At 50.4% G+C, this 13,893-nt stretch carries 29 protein-coding genes; all 29 read right to left on the reverse strand.

Features of this window, described 5'->3' with window-relative positions; all coding sequences use genetic code 11:
* Positions 1–14 precede the first annotated feature (14 nt).
* A complete protein-coding gene (locus F3F96_RS04080; protein ID WP_176961969.1) occupies positions 15–992 on the reverse strand; it encodes a DNA-directed RNA polymerase subunit alpha in 978 nt (325 codons plus the stop codon).
* Between the two features lie 16 nt (positions 993–1,008).
* Positions 1,009–1,638 (reverse strand): 30S ribosomal protein S4, encoded by a 630-nt coding sequence (rpsD, locus tag F3F96_RS04085; RefSeq protein ID WP_176961970.1) that lies wholly within the window; start codon positions 1,636–1,638, stop codon positions 1,009–1,011.
* Between the two features lie 12 nt (positions 1,639–1,650).
* Positions 1,651–2,052: a 30S ribosomal protein S11 gene (gene rpsK, locus F3F96_RS04090; protein WP_176961971.1), complete on the reverse strand. Its 402-nt coding sequence runs from the start codon at positions 2,050–2,052 to the stop codon at positions 1,651–1,653.
* A gap of 11 nt (positions 2,053–2,063) precedes the next feature.
* The gene (gene rpsM, locus F3F96_RS04095; RefSeq protein ID WP_176961972.1) at positions 2,064–2,432 is read right to left on the reverse strand and encodes a 30S ribosomal protein S13; all 369 of its coding nucleotides are present in this window, start codon (positions 2,430–2,432) and stop codon (positions 2,064–2,066) included.
* 70 nt (positions 2,433–2,502) lie between these two features.
* The gene (gene rpmJ / locus F3F96_RS04100) at positions 2,503–2,616 is read right to left on the reverse strand and encodes a 50S ribosomal protein L36 (RefSeq protein ID WP_100266064.1); all 114 of its coding nucleotides are present in this window, start codon (positions 2,614–2,616) and stop codon (positions 2,503–2,505) included.
* A 165-nt stretch (positions 2,617–2,781) separates the two neighbouring features.
* Positions 2,782–3,000, reverse strand: a complete 219-nt coding sequence (gene infA / locus F3F96_RS04105; protein ID WP_018288171.1) for a translation initiation factor IF-1 — start codon at positions 2,998–3,000, stop codon at positions 2,782–2,784.
* Between the two features lie 2 nt (positions 3,001–3,002).
* On the reverse strand, positions 3,003–3,644 hold the full coding sequence (locus F3F96_RS04110; RefSeq protein ID WP_176961973.1) for an adenylate kinase: 642 nt from the start codon (positions 3,642–3,644) through the stop codon (positions 3,003–3,005).
* A complete protein-coding gene (gene secY / locus F3F96_RS04115) occupies positions 3,644–4,975 on the reverse strand; it encodes a preprotein translocase subunit SecY (protein ID WP_176961974.1) in 1,332 nt (443 codons plus the stop codon). Before secY ends, F3F96_RS04110 begins: the two co-directional genes overlap by 1 nt.
* A gap of 4 nt (positions 4,976–4,979) precedes the next feature.
* Positions 4,980–5,432 (reverse strand): 50S ribosomal protein L15, encoded by a 453-nt coding sequence (gene rplO, locus F3F96_RS04120; protein ID WP_176961975.1) that lies wholly within the window; start codon positions 5,430–5,432, stop codon positions 4,980–4,982.
* A 3-nt stretch (positions 5,433–5,435) separates the two neighbouring features.
* Positions 5,436–5,627 (reverse strand): 50S ribosomal protein L30, encoded by a 192-nt coding sequence (rpmD, locus tag F3F96_RS04125; RefSeq protein WP_176961976.1) that lies wholly within the window; start codon positions 5,625–5,627, stop codon positions 5,436–5,438.
* 18 nt (positions 5,628–5,645) lie between these two features.
* On the reverse strand, positions 5,646–6,125 hold the full coding sequence (rpsE, locus tag F3F96_RS04130) for a 30S ribosomal protein S5 (protein WP_176961977.1): 480 nt from the start codon (positions 6,123–6,125) through the stop codon (positions 5,646–5,648).
* Between the two features lie 13 nt (positions 6,126–6,138).
* Positions 6,139–6,492, reverse strand: coding sequence for a 50S ribosomal protein L18 (gene rplR, locus F3F96_RS04135; RefSeq protein ID WP_176961978.1), 354 nt, complete (start codon positions 6,490–6,492; stop codon positions 6,139–6,141).
* 24 nt (positions 6,493–6,516) lie between these two features.
* Positions 6,517–7,050: a 50S ribosomal protein L6 gene (gene rplF / locus F3F96_RS04140; protein ID WP_176961979.1), complete on the reverse strand. Its 534-nt coding sequence runs from the start codon at positions 7,048–7,050 to the stop codon at positions 6,517–6,519.
* Between the two features lie 8 nt (positions 7,051–7,058).
* Positions 7,059–7,454 carry a 30S ribosomal protein S8 gene (rpsH, locus tag F3F96_RS04145; protein WP_176961980.1) on the reverse strand — a complete coding sequence of 132 codons (396 nt, stop codon included), beginning with the start codon at positions 7,452–7,454 and terminating at the stop codon, positions 7,059–7,061.
* A gap of 13 nt (positions 7,455–7,467) precedes the next feature.
* Positions 7,468–7,653 carry a type Z 30S ribosomal protein S14 gene (locus F3F96_RS04150; RefSeq protein WP_100276764.1) on the reverse strand — a complete coding sequence of 62 codons (186 nt, stop codon included), beginning with the start codon at positions 7,651–7,653 and terminating at the stop codon, positions 7,468–7,470.
* A gap of 12 nt (positions 7,654–7,665) precedes the next feature.
* Entirely contained in the window at positions 7,666–8,205 is a 540-nt protein-coding gene (rplE, locus tag F3F96_RS04155) for a 50S ribosomal protein L5 (RefSeq protein ID WP_176961981.1), read from the reverse strand.
* Between the two features lie 11 nt (positions 8,206–8,216).
* Entirely contained in the window at positions 8,217–8,546 is a 330-nt protein-coding gene (gene rplX, locus F3F96_RS04160; protein WP_176961982.1) for a 50S ribosomal protein L24, read from the reverse strand.
* A 23-nt stretch (positions 8,547–8,569) separates the two neighbouring features.
* Positions 8,570–8,938, reverse strand: a complete 369-nt coding sequence (gene rplN, locus F3F96_RS04165) for a 50S ribosomal protein L14 (protein WP_176961983.1) — start codon at positions 8,936–8,938, stop codon at positions 8,570–8,572.
* Between the two features lie 15 nt (positions 8,939–8,953).
* Positions 8,954–9,220: a 30S ribosomal protein S17 gene (rpsQ, locus tag F3F96_RS04170; protein WP_176961984.1), complete on the reverse strand. Its 267-nt coding sequence runs from the start codon at positions 9,218–9,220 to the stop codon at positions 8,954–8,956.
* 14 nt (positions 9,221–9,234) lie between these two features.
* A complete protein-coding gene (gene rpmC / locus F3F96_RS04175; protein WP_176961985.1) occupies positions 9,235–9,432 on the reverse strand; it encodes a 50S ribosomal protein L29 in 198 nt (65 codons plus the stop codon).
* Positions 9,429–9,851, reverse strand: coding sequence for a 50S ribosomal protein L16 (gene rplP, locus F3F96_RS04180; protein WP_176961986.1), 423 nt, complete (start codon positions 9,849–9,851; stop codon positions 9,429–9,431). The genes rpmC and rplP overlap by 4 nt, the downstream gene beginning before the upstream one ends.
* Positions 9,852–9,878: 27 nt before the next feature.
* Positions 9,879–10,529, reverse strand: coding sequence for a 30S ribosomal protein S3 (gene rpsC / locus F3F96_RS04185; protein ID WP_176961987.1), 651 nt, complete (start codon positions 10,527–10,529; stop codon positions 9,879–9,881).
* An 11-nt stretch (positions 10,530–10,540) separates the two neighbouring features.
* Positions 10,541–10,882: a 50S ribosomal protein L22 gene (gene rplV, locus F3F96_RS04190; RefSeq protein ID WP_176961988.1), complete on the reverse strand. Its 342-nt coding sequence runs from the start codon at positions 10,880–10,882 to the stop codon at positions 10,541–10,543.
* Positions 10,883–10,887: 5 nt separating this feature from the next.
* Positions 10,888–11,166, reverse strand: coding sequence for a 30S ribosomal protein S19 (rpsS, locus tag F3F96_RS04195; RefSeq protein ID WP_176961989.1), 279 nt, complete (start codon positions 11,164–11,166; stop codon positions 10,888–10,890).
* An 8-nt stretch (positions 11,167–11,174) separates the two neighbouring features.
* On the reverse strand, positions 11,175–12,005 hold the full coding sequence (gene rplB, locus F3F96_RS04200) for a 50S ribosomal protein L2 (RefSeq protein WP_176961990.1): 831 nt from the start codon (positions 12,003–12,005) through the stop codon (positions 11,175–11,177).
* Between the two features lie 3 nt (positions 12,006–12,008).
* Entirely contained in the window at positions 12,009–12,308 is a 300-nt protein-coding gene (gene rplW, locus F3F96_RS04205) for a 50S ribosomal protein L23 (RefSeq protein WP_176961991.1), read from the reverse strand.
* A complete protein-coding gene (rplD, locus tag F3F96_RS04210; RefSeq protein WP_176961992.1) occupies positions 12,305–12,928 on the reverse strand; it encodes a 50S ribosomal protein L4 in 624 nt (207 codons plus the stop codon). Before rplD ends, rplW begins: the two co-directional genes overlap by 4 nt.
* Position 12,929: 1 nt before the next feature.
* A complete protein-coding gene (rplC, locus tag F3F96_RS04215) occupies positions 12,930–13,562 on the reverse strand; it encodes a 50S ribosomal protein L3 (RefSeq protein ID WP_176961993.1) in 633 nt (210 codons plus the stop codon).
* Positions 13,563–13,576: 14 nt separating this feature from the next.
* Positions 13,577–13,885: a 30S ribosomal protein S10 gene (rpsJ, locus tag F3F96_RS04220; RefSeq protein ID WP_100266087.1), complete on the reverse strand. Its 309-nt coding sequence runs from the start codon at positions 13,883–13,885 to the stop codon at positions 13,577–13,579.
* Positions 13,886–13,893: the final 8 nt, after the last annotated feature.

The raw sequence follows: 13,893 nt of genomic DNA on the forward strand, positions 1-13,893 counted from the left end.
TCGTTAAATGCGATTCAGCTGTCGAGCGAATCGGTGGCATCCTGGGGTGGCCAGTTTTCCAGCTTCATTCCCAGTTCAAGGCCCATATTTTCAAGTACTTCTTTAATCTCGTTGAGAGACTTACGGCCAAAGTTCGGCGTACGCAGCATCTCCTGCTCACTACGCTGAACCAGATCACCAACGCGGAAGACATCATCAGACTTCAGGCAGTTCATAGAACGAACAGAGAGGTCAAGGTGTTCAATTGGCTGTGCAAGAAGATCATCAAGACCATCATCTACAACTTCAACTGGTGCACCCAGATCAATCGCCGCGAAATCAACAAATACTGCAAGCTGCTGCTCAAGGATAGCTGCTGCCGCATTGATCGCCTCTTCAGGACTCAATGAACCGTCAGTTTCGATCTCCATGATCAGTTTGTCGTAGTCAGTGCGCTGGCCTACACGAGCAGGCTCAACACGTGTAGCAACACGACGGGTTGGAGAGTAAGAAGCGTCAACCAGCAGAGAACCTACTGCACGCTCATCAATTTCACGCTCTGATGCCGGATCATAACCACGACCCTTGGCAACAGCAGCTTCAAATTTGAGGTGACCATCATCATTCAGGTGTGCCAGAACCAGCTCAGGATTAAGAACCATGAAACCGGCAGGGCATTTGATATCTGCAGCAGTAACGACTGATGATCCCTTTACATCCAGAGAGATGTTTGCTGTCTCATCACCTTCCATACGAATATCGAGCTCTTTCAGAGTTAGGATAATATCCATAACATCTTCACGAACACCCTTAATCGTATCGTACTCATGGGTAACACCATCAAAAGCAACGGATGTTACTGCTGCACCTGGTAGTGAAGAGAGCAGCATGCGACGCAGGCTGTTGCCGATAGTGGTACCATAACCACGTTCCAGAGGTTCGAACACGATCTTGGCAGAACGGCCGACCACTTTTTCTTCAATGGTAATATTGCGCGGATTGATCAACTGCATCTGTCGGCCCTCGTGATTACTTGGAGTAAAGTTCAACAATCAGCTGTTCGCGGATACCCGCATCAAGCTGATCACGAGCTGGAAGCTCACGGAAGGTACCCTGACGAGTTGGAAGATCAACATCCATCCACTCAGCAGTACCACGGTTTCCTGCAGCTTCTACTGCAGCAGTCACACGCAGGTGCTCCTTGGCAGAGTCAGCAAGCTCCAGACGGGCACCAACAGGTACACGCATAGAAGGAATGTTTGCTTCCTTACCATTAAGCTTAACCAGACCATGACGTACAATCTGACGCGCTTCAGTACGTGATGTTGCCATACCCATACGGTAGATAACATTGTCCAGACGTGCTTCAATCAACTGCAGCAGATTCAGGCCGGTAATGCCAGGCATGGAATCAGCTGACTTGAAATAGCTGCGGAACTGTTTCTCCTGCAGACCATAGATACGCTTAACTTTCTGTTTCTCACGAAGCTGCAGACCATAGTCAGATACCTTGCTACGACGGTTTTGACCGTGCATACCAGGTGCATACGGGCGACGCTCGATCGGACATTTGTCCGAGTAGCATTTGCTTCCCTTAATATACAGCTTTTCGCCTTCACGCCTGCATAGGCGACATTTGGCTTCCAGATAACGTGCCATTTAATAATACTCCTAAACGCGGCGCCGCTTGGGCGGGCGACATCCATTATGTGGAATTGGGGTAACATCACGAATTGATGTGACGTTAATACCTGCGGCTGAAATCGCACGCAGTGCAGATTCACGACCGTTGCCTGGTCCACGAACCAGAACTGAACAGTTCTTCACACCATGATCCATAGCCTTACGTGCAGCATCTTCTGCAGCAACCTGAGCCGCGAACGGAGTGCTTTTACGTGAGCCTTTGAAGCCTGAACCACCACTGGTTGCCCAGCAGATTGCGTTACCAGCATCATCGGTAAAGGTGATAATTGTATTGTTAAAGCTTGCTTTGATGTGAGCAACAGCGTTAGCAATATTCTTGCGAACGCGTTTCTTAGCAGGAGCAGCTTTTCCTTTCTTAGGTGCAGCCATCGTCTATCCCCTTACTTCTTCTTGCCGGCTACTGTACGACGCGGTCCTTTGCGGGTACGGGCATTGGTTTTACTGCGCTGTCCACGAACAGGCAGCCCTTTGCGGTGACGAAGACCACGGTAGCAACCAAGATCTGTCAGACGCTTGATGTTCATGGTCACTTCACGACGAAGATCACCCTCAACATCATATGACTCATCGATCACAGTGCGGATTTTTGCAACATCACTGTCACTCAAATCTTTCACACGCGTGTCTGCATCTACACCTGCTTTGGCTAGGATATTCTTCGAACTAGTCGATCCAATGCCAAAAATGTAGGTAAGCGCGATTACTACACGCTTCTGAGTCGGTATATTTACACCCGAAATACGAGCCACTTCTTGCCTCCTTAGGCCTTAAGAAAAAGGGCGCGAACCATAGCCATAAGGCTGCAGTTGCGCAACTTACTTAACCCTGACGCTGTTTATGTCGTGCGTTCTCGCAAATAATGCGGACTACGCCTTTACGGCGAATCACACGACACTTGTTACACATTTTCTTGACTGATGCTCGGACTTTCACGCCTGGCACCTCCTCAAATTACTTCTTACCGGAAACCGGCACAGGCCACGGATGGCCTGCCAAAACCGGTCACTTGCGCGACTGGTTTTGTAAACAAGGACAAAATTACACTTTTGGCCTTGCATCATGAAATACCACATGGAGGTAGTATTTCATCCAAACAAACTATTTTTCGCGGTAGCTAATACGACCACGAGACAGGTCGTACGGAGAGATCTCCACAGTAACCTTATCGCCAGGAAGAATACGAATGTAGTACTTCCTCATTTTACCTGAAATGGTGCACAGTAGTTCATGCCCGTTTTCCAGCTTAACCTTAAACATTGCGTTCGGAAGCTTTTCAACCACTTCCCCTGACATCTCAATAATATCTTCTTTCGCCATGTTTAATTCACTACCGCCTGTTTCAGTCCGGCATACACCAGATCCATTTCCCCGGAAGCATCAATCCTGCTGAATCCATCTCTACCCTGGTAGTAACCCAGCAGCGGTTCAGTCTGTTCTTGATACACTTCCAAACGGTGCGCAATCACATCTTCGCGATCATCATCCCGCTGGTAAAGCTCGCCATTACAGCGATCGCAATACCCCGATTTTTGGGGCGGTGAATACTGCCTATGAAATCCAAAACCGCAAGCCCTGCAAATCAATCGGCCGGAGAGCCTGACCAAAAGACTCTCTTTTGGTGCATCCATAAACACAACATGGTCAATGCTAACACCATGTTTAGCCAACATTGCATCCAGCGCCTGTGCCTGTGACACATTGCGCGGAAAACCATCGAGCAGGAAACCTGCATCTTTGTCAGCAGCAATTTTCTCTTCGATCATAGCCACAACCACGTCATCAGGAACCAGCTTACCGCCGTCCATAAACGTCTTGGCCTTCAAACCAGCATCAGTACCTTCGCGTACAGCCGCACGCAGCAGATCGCCCATGGCCATGTGCTGAATACCCTCTTCAGTCGCGAGCCTTTCACCCTGCGTGCCTTTACCAACACCCGGGGGGCCAAAAAGAATCAGGTTCATTACTTACCGGTTTTCAGACGGGCTTTTTTCATCAGACCTTCATACTGATGACTCATCAGATGGGACTGTATCTGACCCATGGTGTCCATGGTAACCACCACAACGATCAGCAGCGATGTGCCGCCGAAATAGAACGGCACAGAGAGCTCGGAGATCAGCCACTGCGGCAGTAGACATACCATGCTCACATAGGCTGCACCAACAACAGTAATACGCGTTAGTACTGCATCAACATACTCAGCAGTCTTCTGTCCTGGGCGAATACCCGGAATAAAACCACCGTTCTTCTTCAGGTTATCTGCGGTATCTTTAGGGTTAAAGACAATCGCTGTGTAGAAGAAGCAGAAGAAAACAATCAGACCGGTAAACAGCAGCATATAGAGCCACGCACCCGGAGATAGAATAGCAGAGATATCTGTCAGCCATTCAAAGCCAGGGGTACCCTTGGTGAACTGTGCAAATGTTGCCGGCAGCAGAATCAGGGATGAGGCAAAAATAGGAGGAATTACACCGGCAGTATTTACTTTCAGCGGCAGAAAGGATGACTTACCACCGTAGAGACGGTTACCCACCTGACGTTTAGCGTACTGAATCGGGATGCGGCGCTGGGCACGTTCAAACCATACAACCAAGCCGGTGACTAGCAGTGTCATGGCAAACAGTGCAAGCACAGTAAAAGCGGTGTACTCACCGGTACGTGCCAACTCGAGTGTGCCACCAATCGCTGAAGGAAGACCTGCAGCAATACCGGCGAAGATGATCAGTGAGATACCGTTACCGATACCCCGCTCAGTGATCTGCTCACCCAGCCACATCAGGAACATCGTACCGGTTACCAGCGTAATCACAGTCATAGCACGGAAAGCCAGGCCCGGTTCAATCACCACACCCATACCACCGACGGAGAACTGCTCCAGACCGATGGAGATACCAATGCCCTGGAAGGTTGCCAGAACCAGTGTGAAGTAACGGGTATATTCAGTGATCTTGCGACGACCGGATTCACCCTCTTTCTTCAACTGTTCAAGCTTGGGAGACACTACAGTCATCAGCTGAATGATAATCGCAGCCGAAATGTATGGCATAATACCAAGAGCAAAAATAGTCAGGCGTGAAAGCGCACCACCGGAGAACATGTCGAACATGCCCAGCAGAGACCCCTGTGCCTGACTAAAGAACTGAGCCAGAACAGCAGCATCGATACCTGGCACAGGAATATGTGCGCCGACACGATATACGATCAGCATTGCCAGGGTAAACAGGATGCGGGCTTTCAGCTCTGGAATCTTTCCGATGTTTCCAAAGCCGCCCATTGCTCCAGCTTGTGCCATAGAATTATGCCTCAGCCTTTGCCAGGTTCAGTGTACCACCAGCTGCAGTAACTTTCGCAGTTGCCTGCGCAGACGCTGCAGTGACAGAGACGGTTAGCTTCTTGGTCAGTTCACCAGTTGCCAGCAGTTTGATCGGACCCACAGCACTGCGAACCAGACCCGCATCAAAGAGTGCAGCCGCATCAACAGCAGCGCCATCATCAAATGCATTCAACTGACCCAGGTTGATCACCTGAAAATCGTTATCGATGCGAGCAGTAAAACCACGTTTAGGAACACGGCGGATCAGTGGCATCTGACCACCCTCGAAACCGCGGGCTACTTTACCACCGGAACGGGACTTCTGACCTTTGTGGCCACGACCACCAGTCTTACCATTGCCGGACGCGATGCCCTGACCTTTACGCTTACGATCCTTACGGGCACCGTCAGTTGCTTTCAGTTCATTCAGTTTCATCTCTTACTCTCCGGACTCAATACGAACGAGATGACGCACCTTGTTCACCATACCGCGAACAGAAGGGGTATCTTCCAGCTCTACAACCTGATTCATACGACGGAAACCCAAGCCTACCAGAGTTGCTCTCTGAGCTTTGGAGTAACCGATACCGCTCTTAAACTGGCGGATGCGAATAGTCTCTTTCTTAGCCATTTGAAACTCCTAATCCGATTAAGCTGACTTGCCACGACGGGTGGCAATCTGCTCAGGGCTTTCCAGTTCTTTCAAACCGTTGAAGGTAGCACGAACAGTGTTCAGTGCATTACGGGAACCGAGTGATTTAGTCAGAATATCTTTGATGCCGACAGCATCAAGAACAGCACGTACAGCAGAACCAGCGATTACGCCGGTACCTTCTGAGGCGGGCTTGAGCATAACGCGGCTCGCATCCTGAACGCCAATCACTTTGTAGTGAATGGTGCCCTCACGGCGTGGTACAAAAATAATTGATTTCTTGGCAATGTCAGTAGCCTTGCGGATCGCTTCAGGAACCTCTTTGGCTTTGGCGTGACCAAAACCGATGTGTCCATTGCCATCACCAACTACCATCAGAGCGGAGAAGCTCATGCGACGTCCACCGGATGTTGTCTTGGCAATACGGTTGATCGTAATCAGTTTCTCGTTCAGGTCCAATTCGTCTACATTGATCATCTTCTATAATCTCCTAGAACTTCAAGCCGCCGGCACGGGCGCCTTCTGCCAGTGCCTGTACGCGACCATGGTATGAGAAGCGGCCACGATCGAAAGCAACTTCACTGATACCCGCTTTAACAGCGCGTTCGGCAATTAATTTACCTACCTCTTCTGCGCCAGTTTTGTTGCCACCGGATTTCACGGCAGCATCAAGGCTGGATGCAGTTGCCAGCGTAGTACCACTAGCATCATCGATTACCTGCGCATAAATATGGCGGGCAGAACGAAAAATACTCAAACGAAGGCGGCCACCGGCCTTAACGCGAGCGCGAACCTTGCGAGCACGGCGCACAGCGCCATTGGATTCATAACGTTTAACAGACATCTCTTATCTCCTAACCTAACGCCCTTAAGCCTTCTTGCCTTCTTTCATCGCTACATGTTCACCAACGTAGCGAACACCTTTACCTTTATAAGGCTCTGGTGGACGGTAAGCGCGAATCTCTGCAGCAACCTGACCGACTTTCTGCTTGTCGATACCGGAAACAGTAATGATACTCGCTTCAACAGCCGCATCTACGCCATCAGGCAGCGCATAAATAACCGGATGTGAGAAACCCAGGGAGAGATTCAGACTCTTACCCTGTGACTGCGCACGATAACCAACACCGCGCAGCTCAAGTTTCTTCTCAAAACCTTTAGTCACACCAGTGATGTTGTTTGCAATCAGCATGCGAGCCAGGCCGAAGAAAGACTTGGTCTTCTTGGTCTCAAGATCAGCACAGCTGATGGTGAGTGTATTACCTTCCTGTGCCGCAGTGATATCTGCGAACAGTGGAGAGGTGAGCTCACCCTTTGCGCCCTTCACAGTAACTGAGTCGTCGTTCAGACGGATCTCAACACCGGCAGGGATATTAATAGGTTCTTTACCAACACGTGACATAACTTACCTCAAAATACCGTACAGATAACTTCGCCGCCAATTGATGCAGCACGAGCTTTCTTGTCGGTCATAATGCCCTGAGAAGTGCTCACTACTGCAACACCATAACCGGACTTCACACGCGGGATCTCATCGGAGCCGACATAAACACGGCGTCCAGATTTGGAAATGCGCTTAATCTCATGAATAATCGCTTTACCTTCGTCATCATAGCGCAGGGTCAGGCGCAGAAAACGGTGGCCCTTGTGGTTGTAGGCTTTCACAGCAGCGATATAGCCTTCTTCCTTCAGTACTTCAGCGATAGCCAGCAGAGCGTTACTCGCAGGCATCTCAACTTTTTCAATTCCAGCCGTCTGCGCGTTACGAATACGCGTCAACATGTCGGCAATACGGTCCATCATCATAGTTCTATACCCCTTACCAGCTCGACTTAACCATGCCAGGTATTTCACCGGCAAGGGCATGCTTACGCAGGCAGATACGGCAGATGCCGAGTTTACGGTAAACAGAGTGCGGACGACCGCACAACTGACAGCGTGTATAAGCGCGAACTTTGAATTTTGGTTTACGATTGCATTTGACAATCATTCTTGTTGAAGCCATGAGCTAACCCTCTTAAGTGCGGAACGGCATGCTGAACAGTTTCAGCAGGGCACGTCCCTCATCGTTCGTGTTCGCAGTGGTACAGATAGTGATATCCATGCCGCGAATCTTATCCACCTGATCATATTCAATTTCCGGGAAGATGATCTGCTCTTTCAGGCCCAGCGTGAAGTTACCGCGGCCATCAAATGATTTTGGTGAAACACCCTTAAAGTCGCGAATACGCGGCAGGGCAACATTAACCAGACGGTCCAAAAACTCCCACATCTGATCACCACGCAGTGTTACGCGGCAGCCAACAGCCATGCCATCGCGCAACTTGAAGTTCGCAATAGACTTGCGAGCACGAGTCACAACAGGCTTCTGACCGGTGATGGTGGTCATATCAGCCAACGCGCCATCAATAGCTTTAGAGTTCTGTGACGCTTCACCCACACCCATATTAACAACGATCTTGGTAATACCGGGGATCTGCATCGGGTTGCTGTAACTGAACTCTTCTTTCAGTGCAGGTGCAACCGTCTCTTTATAAAATTCCTTCAAACGAGCCATTGTCGAAACTCCTAGTTATCCAGCACTTCGCCACATTTGCGGCAGGTGCGGACTTTACGACCATCTTCAAGCAGCTTCGCGCCAAGACGGACACCAGATTTACATTTGGAGCAGTAGTACTGCACATTCGAGATGGCCATAGGGGCTTCTTTCTCGATGATGCCGCCAGCACTGGCCTGACTCTGGCGGGTATGACGTTTAATCATATTCACCTTAGTTACCAGTACACTGCTATCCTGCGGCATTACACGGATGACCTTACCACGCGCACCTTTGTCGCGACCGGCAACTACAACCACTTCATCATCTCTGCGAATTCGGGTTTTAACCAACGTTGTCATTATTCTTTCGCCTCTCTTTCCGCTTACAGCACTTCTGGTGCAAGTGAAACGATCTTCATGTAACCCTTGGCACGCAGTTCACGTGTTACAGGGCCAAAAATACGGGTGCCCATTGGCTCATTCTGCTTGGAGAGCAGAACTGCCGCATTTTCGTCAAAACGGATGGAGGAGCCGTCAGAACGACGGAACTCTTTGGCCGTACGCACAACCACTGCACGCTGAACCTCACCCTTCTTCACTTTACCACCTGGCATTGCTTCTTTCACAGCTACCACGATCACATCACCAACGCTGGCGTAGCGACGTTTAGAGCCACCCAGAACCTTGATGCATTTAACGCGCTTGGCGCCTGAGTTATCTGCAACCTGCAGTACGGTTTCATTCTGAATCATTGTAAAACCTCCGGATTACAGCTGCTCAGCACGTGTCAGAACTGCTTCCATTACCCAGCGCTTGCGGCGGGAGATTGGAGCAGATTCAATGATACGTACGGTATCACCTACATTGCAGGTGTTTTCAGCATCGTGAGCCATATATTTCTTGTGTGAACGAACCGTCTTACGGTAACGGGCATGCAGGAATTTACGCTCAACCTGCACCACCACGGTCTTCTCACCTTTATTACTAACTACTACCCCTTCCAGGGTGCGCTTGTTTGTTGTTGCCTCGGACATCTCTCTTTTACCCCTTAGCCGCGCTCAGCAAGAATAGTCTTGATACGTGCGATTTCGCGGCGTACCTGACCAACACGTGCGGTATTGTTCAGCTGCATCGTGGCCCTCTGGAAACGGAGCTTCATGTGCTCTGCCGCCAGTTCATCCATGCGCTCTTTCAGATCGACATCTTTCATGCCACGCAGATCTTTTGCTTTCTTGATATCACTCATCGTCCTACTCCACGCACGACAATCTTAGTACGGATTGGAAGTTTGGCAGCCGCACGCTGAAGTGCGCCATAAGCCATCTCTTCATCAATACCGTCCATCTCATACAGGATACGGCCAGCTTTAACTGCGGCAACCCAGTACTCAGGTGAACCCTTACCTTTACCCATTCGAACTTCAGCAGGTTTCTTGGAAACCGGAAGATCGGGGAAGATGCGAATCCATACGCGCCCCTGACGTTTAACGTGACGGTTAATGGTAATACGCGCCGCTTCAATCTGACGGGCACTAATACGACCAGGTTCCATCGCTTTCAGGCCATACTGACCAAAGTTCAGGCTTGCGCCACGCGGGCTTTTACCGCGAATGCGCTGCAGCTCTTTATGGTGCTTGCGCCAGCGAATTTTCTTAGGTTGCAACATCGTTACTAATCCTCTTCAACTCAATCTTTATGCGTTGTCAGCGGCGGTGTCGCCTAGCTTCAAACCATGGAATACCCAAACCTTAATACCAACAACACCGTAGGTGGTGTGCGCTTCGGCAAAGCCGTAGTCCACATCAGCACGCAGGGTGTGCAGCGGTACGCGACCTTCGCGGTACCATTCAGTACGAGCAATTTCAGCACCACCAAGACGACCGGCGCAGTTAATACGAACACCTTTAGCACCCATACGCAGTGCGCTCTGAACCGCACGCTTCATGGCACGACGGAAAGCCACACGACGCTCAAGCTGGAAAGCGATATTCTCTGCTATCAGCTGTGCTTCTGCTTCAGGGCGACGAACCTCTACGATGAATACCTGAACTTCCTGACCGAATGTTTTGACCAGCTCGTTACGAACAGCATCGATCTCGGCACCTTTCTTACCAATCACAACACCAGGGCGTGAGGTATGAACAGTTACTTTGATCTTATCAGCAGGGCGCTCGATGATGATACGAGATACACCGGCATGTTTCAGACGAGCTTTAACATGACGACGCAGCTTAATATCTTCACGCAGGTTGTTGCCGAAATTCTTGTCATTGGCGTACCAGATCGATTCCCAGTTACGAATCGTTCCAAGACGGAATCCAATTGGATTTACTTTCTGTCCCATGACTTCTCCCCTTAACCGCGTTCGCTAACAGCAACGGTCAAGTGGCTGTGGCGGTGGAAACGTTTACGCATACGACCCATTCCTTTCGGACGGAAACGCTTCAGCGTCATGCCTGCATCAGCTTTTGCTTCAGATACAAACAGTGTATCCACATCCAGGCCGTGATTCTGCTCGGCGTTAGCAATAGCGGACTTCAGAACTTTCTCATACAGGCGCGCTGATTTTGCCGGAGACAAAGTCAGAACTGCCAGCGCACGATCAACGTCCAGACCACGGATAGCATCGGCCATCAAACGCGCTTTCTGGGAGCTGATCTTGCTGTTTTTGTGCCATGCACGTACTTGTTCAGACATGCCGATTACCTCTTCCTAGCCTTTTTGTCAGCACCGTGACCATAGTAGGTACGGGTAGGTGAAAACTCACCAAGCTTATGTCCAACCATGTTCTCAGTTACGAACACAGGAATGAACTTGTGACCATTGTGTACTGCAAAATTCATGCCTACAAAATCCGGTGCAATCGTAGAACGACGTGACCAGGTTTTGATCACAGCCCTCTTCTCTGCGGCCAGTGCAGCATCAACCTTCTTCTGAAGGGAGGCCTCAATGTACGGACCTTTCTTTAATGAGCGTGCCATCTCTTACCTCACTTCTGGTTGCGGCGGCGAATAATATCACGGTTCGACGCCTTCTTCTTTGCACGGGTCTTATGACCCTTGGTTGGTACACCCCAAGGTGTTACCGGATGACGACCACCTGATGTACGGCCTTCACCACCACCATGTGGATGATCTACCGGGTTCATGGCAACACCACGAACGTTAGGACGAACACCCAGCCAGCGTGTACGGCCAGCCTTACCTACCTTGCGGTTGGAGTGGTCAGCGTTGCCCATCACACCAATCGTTGCCAGACAGCGGATATCCACACGACGGAACTCGCCGGATGGCATCTTCAGAATGGCACGACCGCCCTCTTTACCCATCAACTGAATAGATGCACCTGCACTGCGTGCCATCTGACCGCCCTTACCAGGTTTCATCTCTACGTTATGTACCTGAGTACCTACGCGGATACTGCCCAGTGGCAACGTGTTGCCCGGACGAATCTCTGCATCAGGTCCGCTCATCACTTCATCACCTGCACGCAGGCCTTGTGGAGCAAGGATATAACGCTTGTCACCGTTGCTAAAAACTACCAGCGCGATGTGCGCTGTACGGTTGGGATCATATTCAACGCGCGCAACCTTACCGCCAATGCCGAAATTGTCACGCTTGAAATCAACCATGCGGTAAAGACGTTTGTGTCCGCCACCACGATGGGAGCTGGTAATGCGTCCATTGTTGTTACGACCACCGGATTTGGTGAGGCCTACAACCAGGCTCTTTTCAGGCGCGCCTTTGTGCAGATCTTCATTAACTACACCGATGCGGCCACGGTTACCGTTTGTTGTTGGTTTTAATGCCTTCAATGCCATGGTTTATACCTCTTCCGCCACTTCCAGACTATGTCCCTCAGCCAGACGAACCACAGCCTTGCGGTAACCGGAACGAGCACCCGTATGGGCACCACGACGCTTCGGCTTGCTAGGCATATTGATAACCTGAACTCTATCAACCTTCACTTCGAAGACTGCTTCTACAGCGGCCTTAACCTGGGTTTTGGTTGCTTTACGGGCGACACGGAAAGTGTACTGATTGGCTGCGCCGGTACCTGAATAGCTCTTCTCGGTAATTACAGGCTGACGCAGGATGTCGAAATGATTGATGTTTGCACTCATGACAGACGCTCCTCAAGTTTATCTACAGCAGCTTCGGTCAGGATCACACGCTCACACTTAAGCAGATCATGAATTGTCATCTGACCATCAAGAACCACTTTGGTATGCGGGATGTTACGACCGGAGAGCTCTACATTGCTGTTGGCTGTATCGAGAACAAACAGACCGGAGGTCAGGTCGAAAGCGCCGAGCACTTCAAGGAAGGACTTGGTCTTTGGAGCTTCCAGCTCAAGCTTGTTCACAACAGTCAGTTTACCTGAACGCACGCAATCGGAGAGCACCAGGCAGAGTGCGCGACGGCGCTCTTTCTTGTTGATGCGCGAATCAAACGTGGTGTTTGCATTCGGACCATGTGCAGTTCCACCGTGACGCATCTGCGCAGCACGTGTAGTACCCTGACGAGCACGACCTGTACCCTTCTGTTTGAATGGCTTCTTGCCGCCACCGGATACCTGAGCAACAGTTTTCACTGCACTGGTTCCGCCACGCTGTGCTGATGCAAGTGATGCATAAACGCGGTGAACAAAGCCATCATCTGCATCCAGACCGAAAACGGCCGGGTTCAGCTCACGCTTGCTCACTTCTTTATTGTTCTGATCTACGATGGTGATCTTCGCCATCTTACGCTCCCTTCACGGCAGGGCGCACTTCAACCAGTCCGTTACGCGAACCGGGAACAGCACCCCTTACCAGAATACGATTGGACTCTGCGTCCACGCGAATCACTTCAAGGTTCTGAGTTGTAACACGCTCGTTACCGTAGTGACCAGGCATCTTCTTGCCCGGAAATACACGGCCCGGCCACTGACACTGACCGGTAGAACCCATCTGACGATGTACTTTTTCAGCACCATGTGTTGCACGGCCACCGGCGAAGTTGTAACGCTTCATAACACCAGCAAAACCGCGACCTTTAGAGGTACCGGAGACGTCGATCTTCTGACCGACCTCAAACTGAGTTGCATTCAACTCCTGACCCAACTCAACCTCGGTATCAGCAGCAACACGAAACTCTTTCAGTCCACCGGTTACTTCCTGACCCTGCTTGGCAAAATGACCCTGAACTGCACGGGTGTTATGACGCTTGGCAGCACCAAAACCAACCTGTACGGCATCATAGCCATCACGATCAGAGGTACGACGTGCAATGATTTTGCACGGCTCAATATTCAAAACAGTCACAGGAACCGCAGAACCATCTTCTGCAAAGATCTGTGTCATGCCCGCTTTCCGGGCGATCAATCCAATACTCATGATTATCCTCCCGATTAAAGTTTGATCTCGACATCCACACCGGATGGCAGATCAAGCTTCATTAGCGCGTCCACGGTCTGTGGAGTTGGCTTATCAATATCAAGCATACGCTTGTGGGTACGAATCTCGAACTGCTCACGAGAATCTTTGTACTTGTGCGGAGATTTGATTACGCAAAATTTGCGAATCTTGGTCGGAATTGGAATCGGACCACGTACTTCTGCACCGGTACGTTTTGCTGTAGCTACAATGTCAGCCGCACTCTTATCAAGAATACGATGATCAAAAGCTTTCAGGCGAATACGAATACTTTGAGTTGCCACGTACGGCC

It is taken from the genome of Mariprofundus sp. NF, assembly GCF_013387455.1.
In the GTDB taxonomy this organism is placed as follows: Bacteria; Pseudomonadota; Zetaproteobacteria; order Mariprofundales; family Mariprofundaceae; genus Mariprofundus.

Coding starts and splice junctions, on each gene's coding strand:
- F3F96_RS04080 (WP_176961969.1), bottom strand. CDS start 992: ATGCAGTTGATCAATCCGCGCAATATTACCATTGAAGAAAAAGTGGTC.
- rpsD (WP_176961970.1), bottom strand. CDS start 1,638: ATGGCACGTTATCTGGAAGCCAAATGTCGCCTATGCAGGCGTGAAGGC.
- rpsK (WP_176961971.1), bottom strand. CDS start 2,052: ATGGCTGCACCTAAGAAAGGAAAAGCTGCTCCTGCTAAGAAACGCGTT.
- infA (WP_018288171.1), bottom strand. CDS start 3,000: ATGGCGAAAGAAGATATTATTGAGATGTCAGGGGAAGTGGTTGAAAAG.
- F3F96_RS04110 (WP_176961973.1), bottom strand. CDS start 3,644: ATGAACCTGATTCTTTTTGGCCCCCCGGGTGTTGGTAAAGGCACGCAG.
- secY (WP_176961974.1), bottom strand. CDS start 4,975: ATGGCACAAGCTGGAGCAATGGGCGGCTTTGGAAACATCGGAAAGATT.
- rplO (WP_176961975.1), bottom strand. CDS start 5,432: ATGAAACTGAATGAACTGAAAGCAACTGACGGTGCCCGTAAGGATCGT.
- rpmD (WP_176961976.1), bottom strand. CDS start 5,627: ATGGCTAAGAAAGAGACTATTCGCATCCGCCAGTTTAAGAGCGGTATC.
- rpsE (WP_176961977.1), bottom strand. CDS start 6,125: ATGATCAATGTAGACGAATTGGACCTGAACGAGAAACTGATTACGATC.
- rplR (WP_176961978.1), bottom strand. CDS start 6,492: ATGTCTGTTAAACGTTATGAATCCAATGGCGCTGTGCGCCGTGCTCGC.
- rplF (WP_176961979.1), bottom strand. CDS start 7,050: ATGTCACGTGTTGGTAAAGAACCTATTAATATCCCTGCCGGTGTTGAG.
- rpsH (WP_176961980.1), bottom strand. CDS start 7,454: ATGATGATGGACCGTATTGCCGACATGTTGACGCGTATTCGTAACGCG.
- F3F96_RS04150 (WP_100276764.1), bottom strand. CDS start 7,653: ATGGCTTCAACAAGAATGATTGTCAAATGCAATCGTAAACCAAAATTC.
- rplE (WP_176961981.1), bottom strand. CDS start 8,205: ATGGCTCGTTTGAAGGAATTTTATAAAGAGACGGTTGCACCTGCACTG.
- rplX (WP_176961982.1), bottom strand. CDS start 8,546: ATGACAACGTTGGTTAAAACCCGAATTCGCAGAGATGATGAAGTGGTT.
- rplN (WP_176961983.1), bottom strand. CDS start 8,938: ATGATTCAGAATGAAACCGTACTGCAGGTTGCAGATAACTCAGGCGCC.
- rpsQ (WP_176961984.1), bottom strand. CDS start 9,220: ATGTCCGAGGCAACAACAAACAAGCGCACCCTGGAAGGGGTAGTAGTT.
- rpmC (WP_176961985.1), bottom strand. CDS start 9,432: ATGAGTGATATCAAGAAAGCAAAAGATCTGCGTGGCATGAAAGATGTC.
- rplP (WP_176961986.1), bottom strand. CDS start 9,851: ATGTTGCAACCTAAGAAAATTCGCTGGCGCAAGCACCATAAAGAGCTG.
- rpsC (WP_176961987.1), bottom strand. CDS start 10,529: ATGGGACAGAAAGTAAATCCAATTGGATTCCGTCTTGGAACGATTCGT.
- rplV (WP_176961988.1), bottom strand. CDS start 10,882: ATGTCTGAACAAGTACGTGCATGGCACAAAAACAGCAAGATCAGCTCC.
- rpsS (WP_176961989.1), bottom strand. CDS start 11,166: ATGGCACGCTCATTAAAGAAAGGTCCGTACATTGAGGCCTCCCTTCAG.
- rplB (WP_176961990.1), bottom strand. CDS start 12,005: ATGGCATTGAAGGCATTAAAACCAACAACAAACGGTAACCGTGGCCGC.
- rplW (WP_176961991.1), bottom strand. CDS start 12,308: ATGAGTGCAAACATCAATCATTTCGACATCCTGCGTCAGCCTGTAATT.
- rplD (WP_176961992.1), bottom strand. CDS start 12,928: ATGGCGAAGATCACCATCGTAGATCAGAACAATAAAGAAGTGAGCAAG.
- rplC (WP_176961993.1), bottom strand. CDS start 13,562: ATGAGTATTGGATTGATCGCCCGGAAAGCGGGCATGACACAGATCTTT.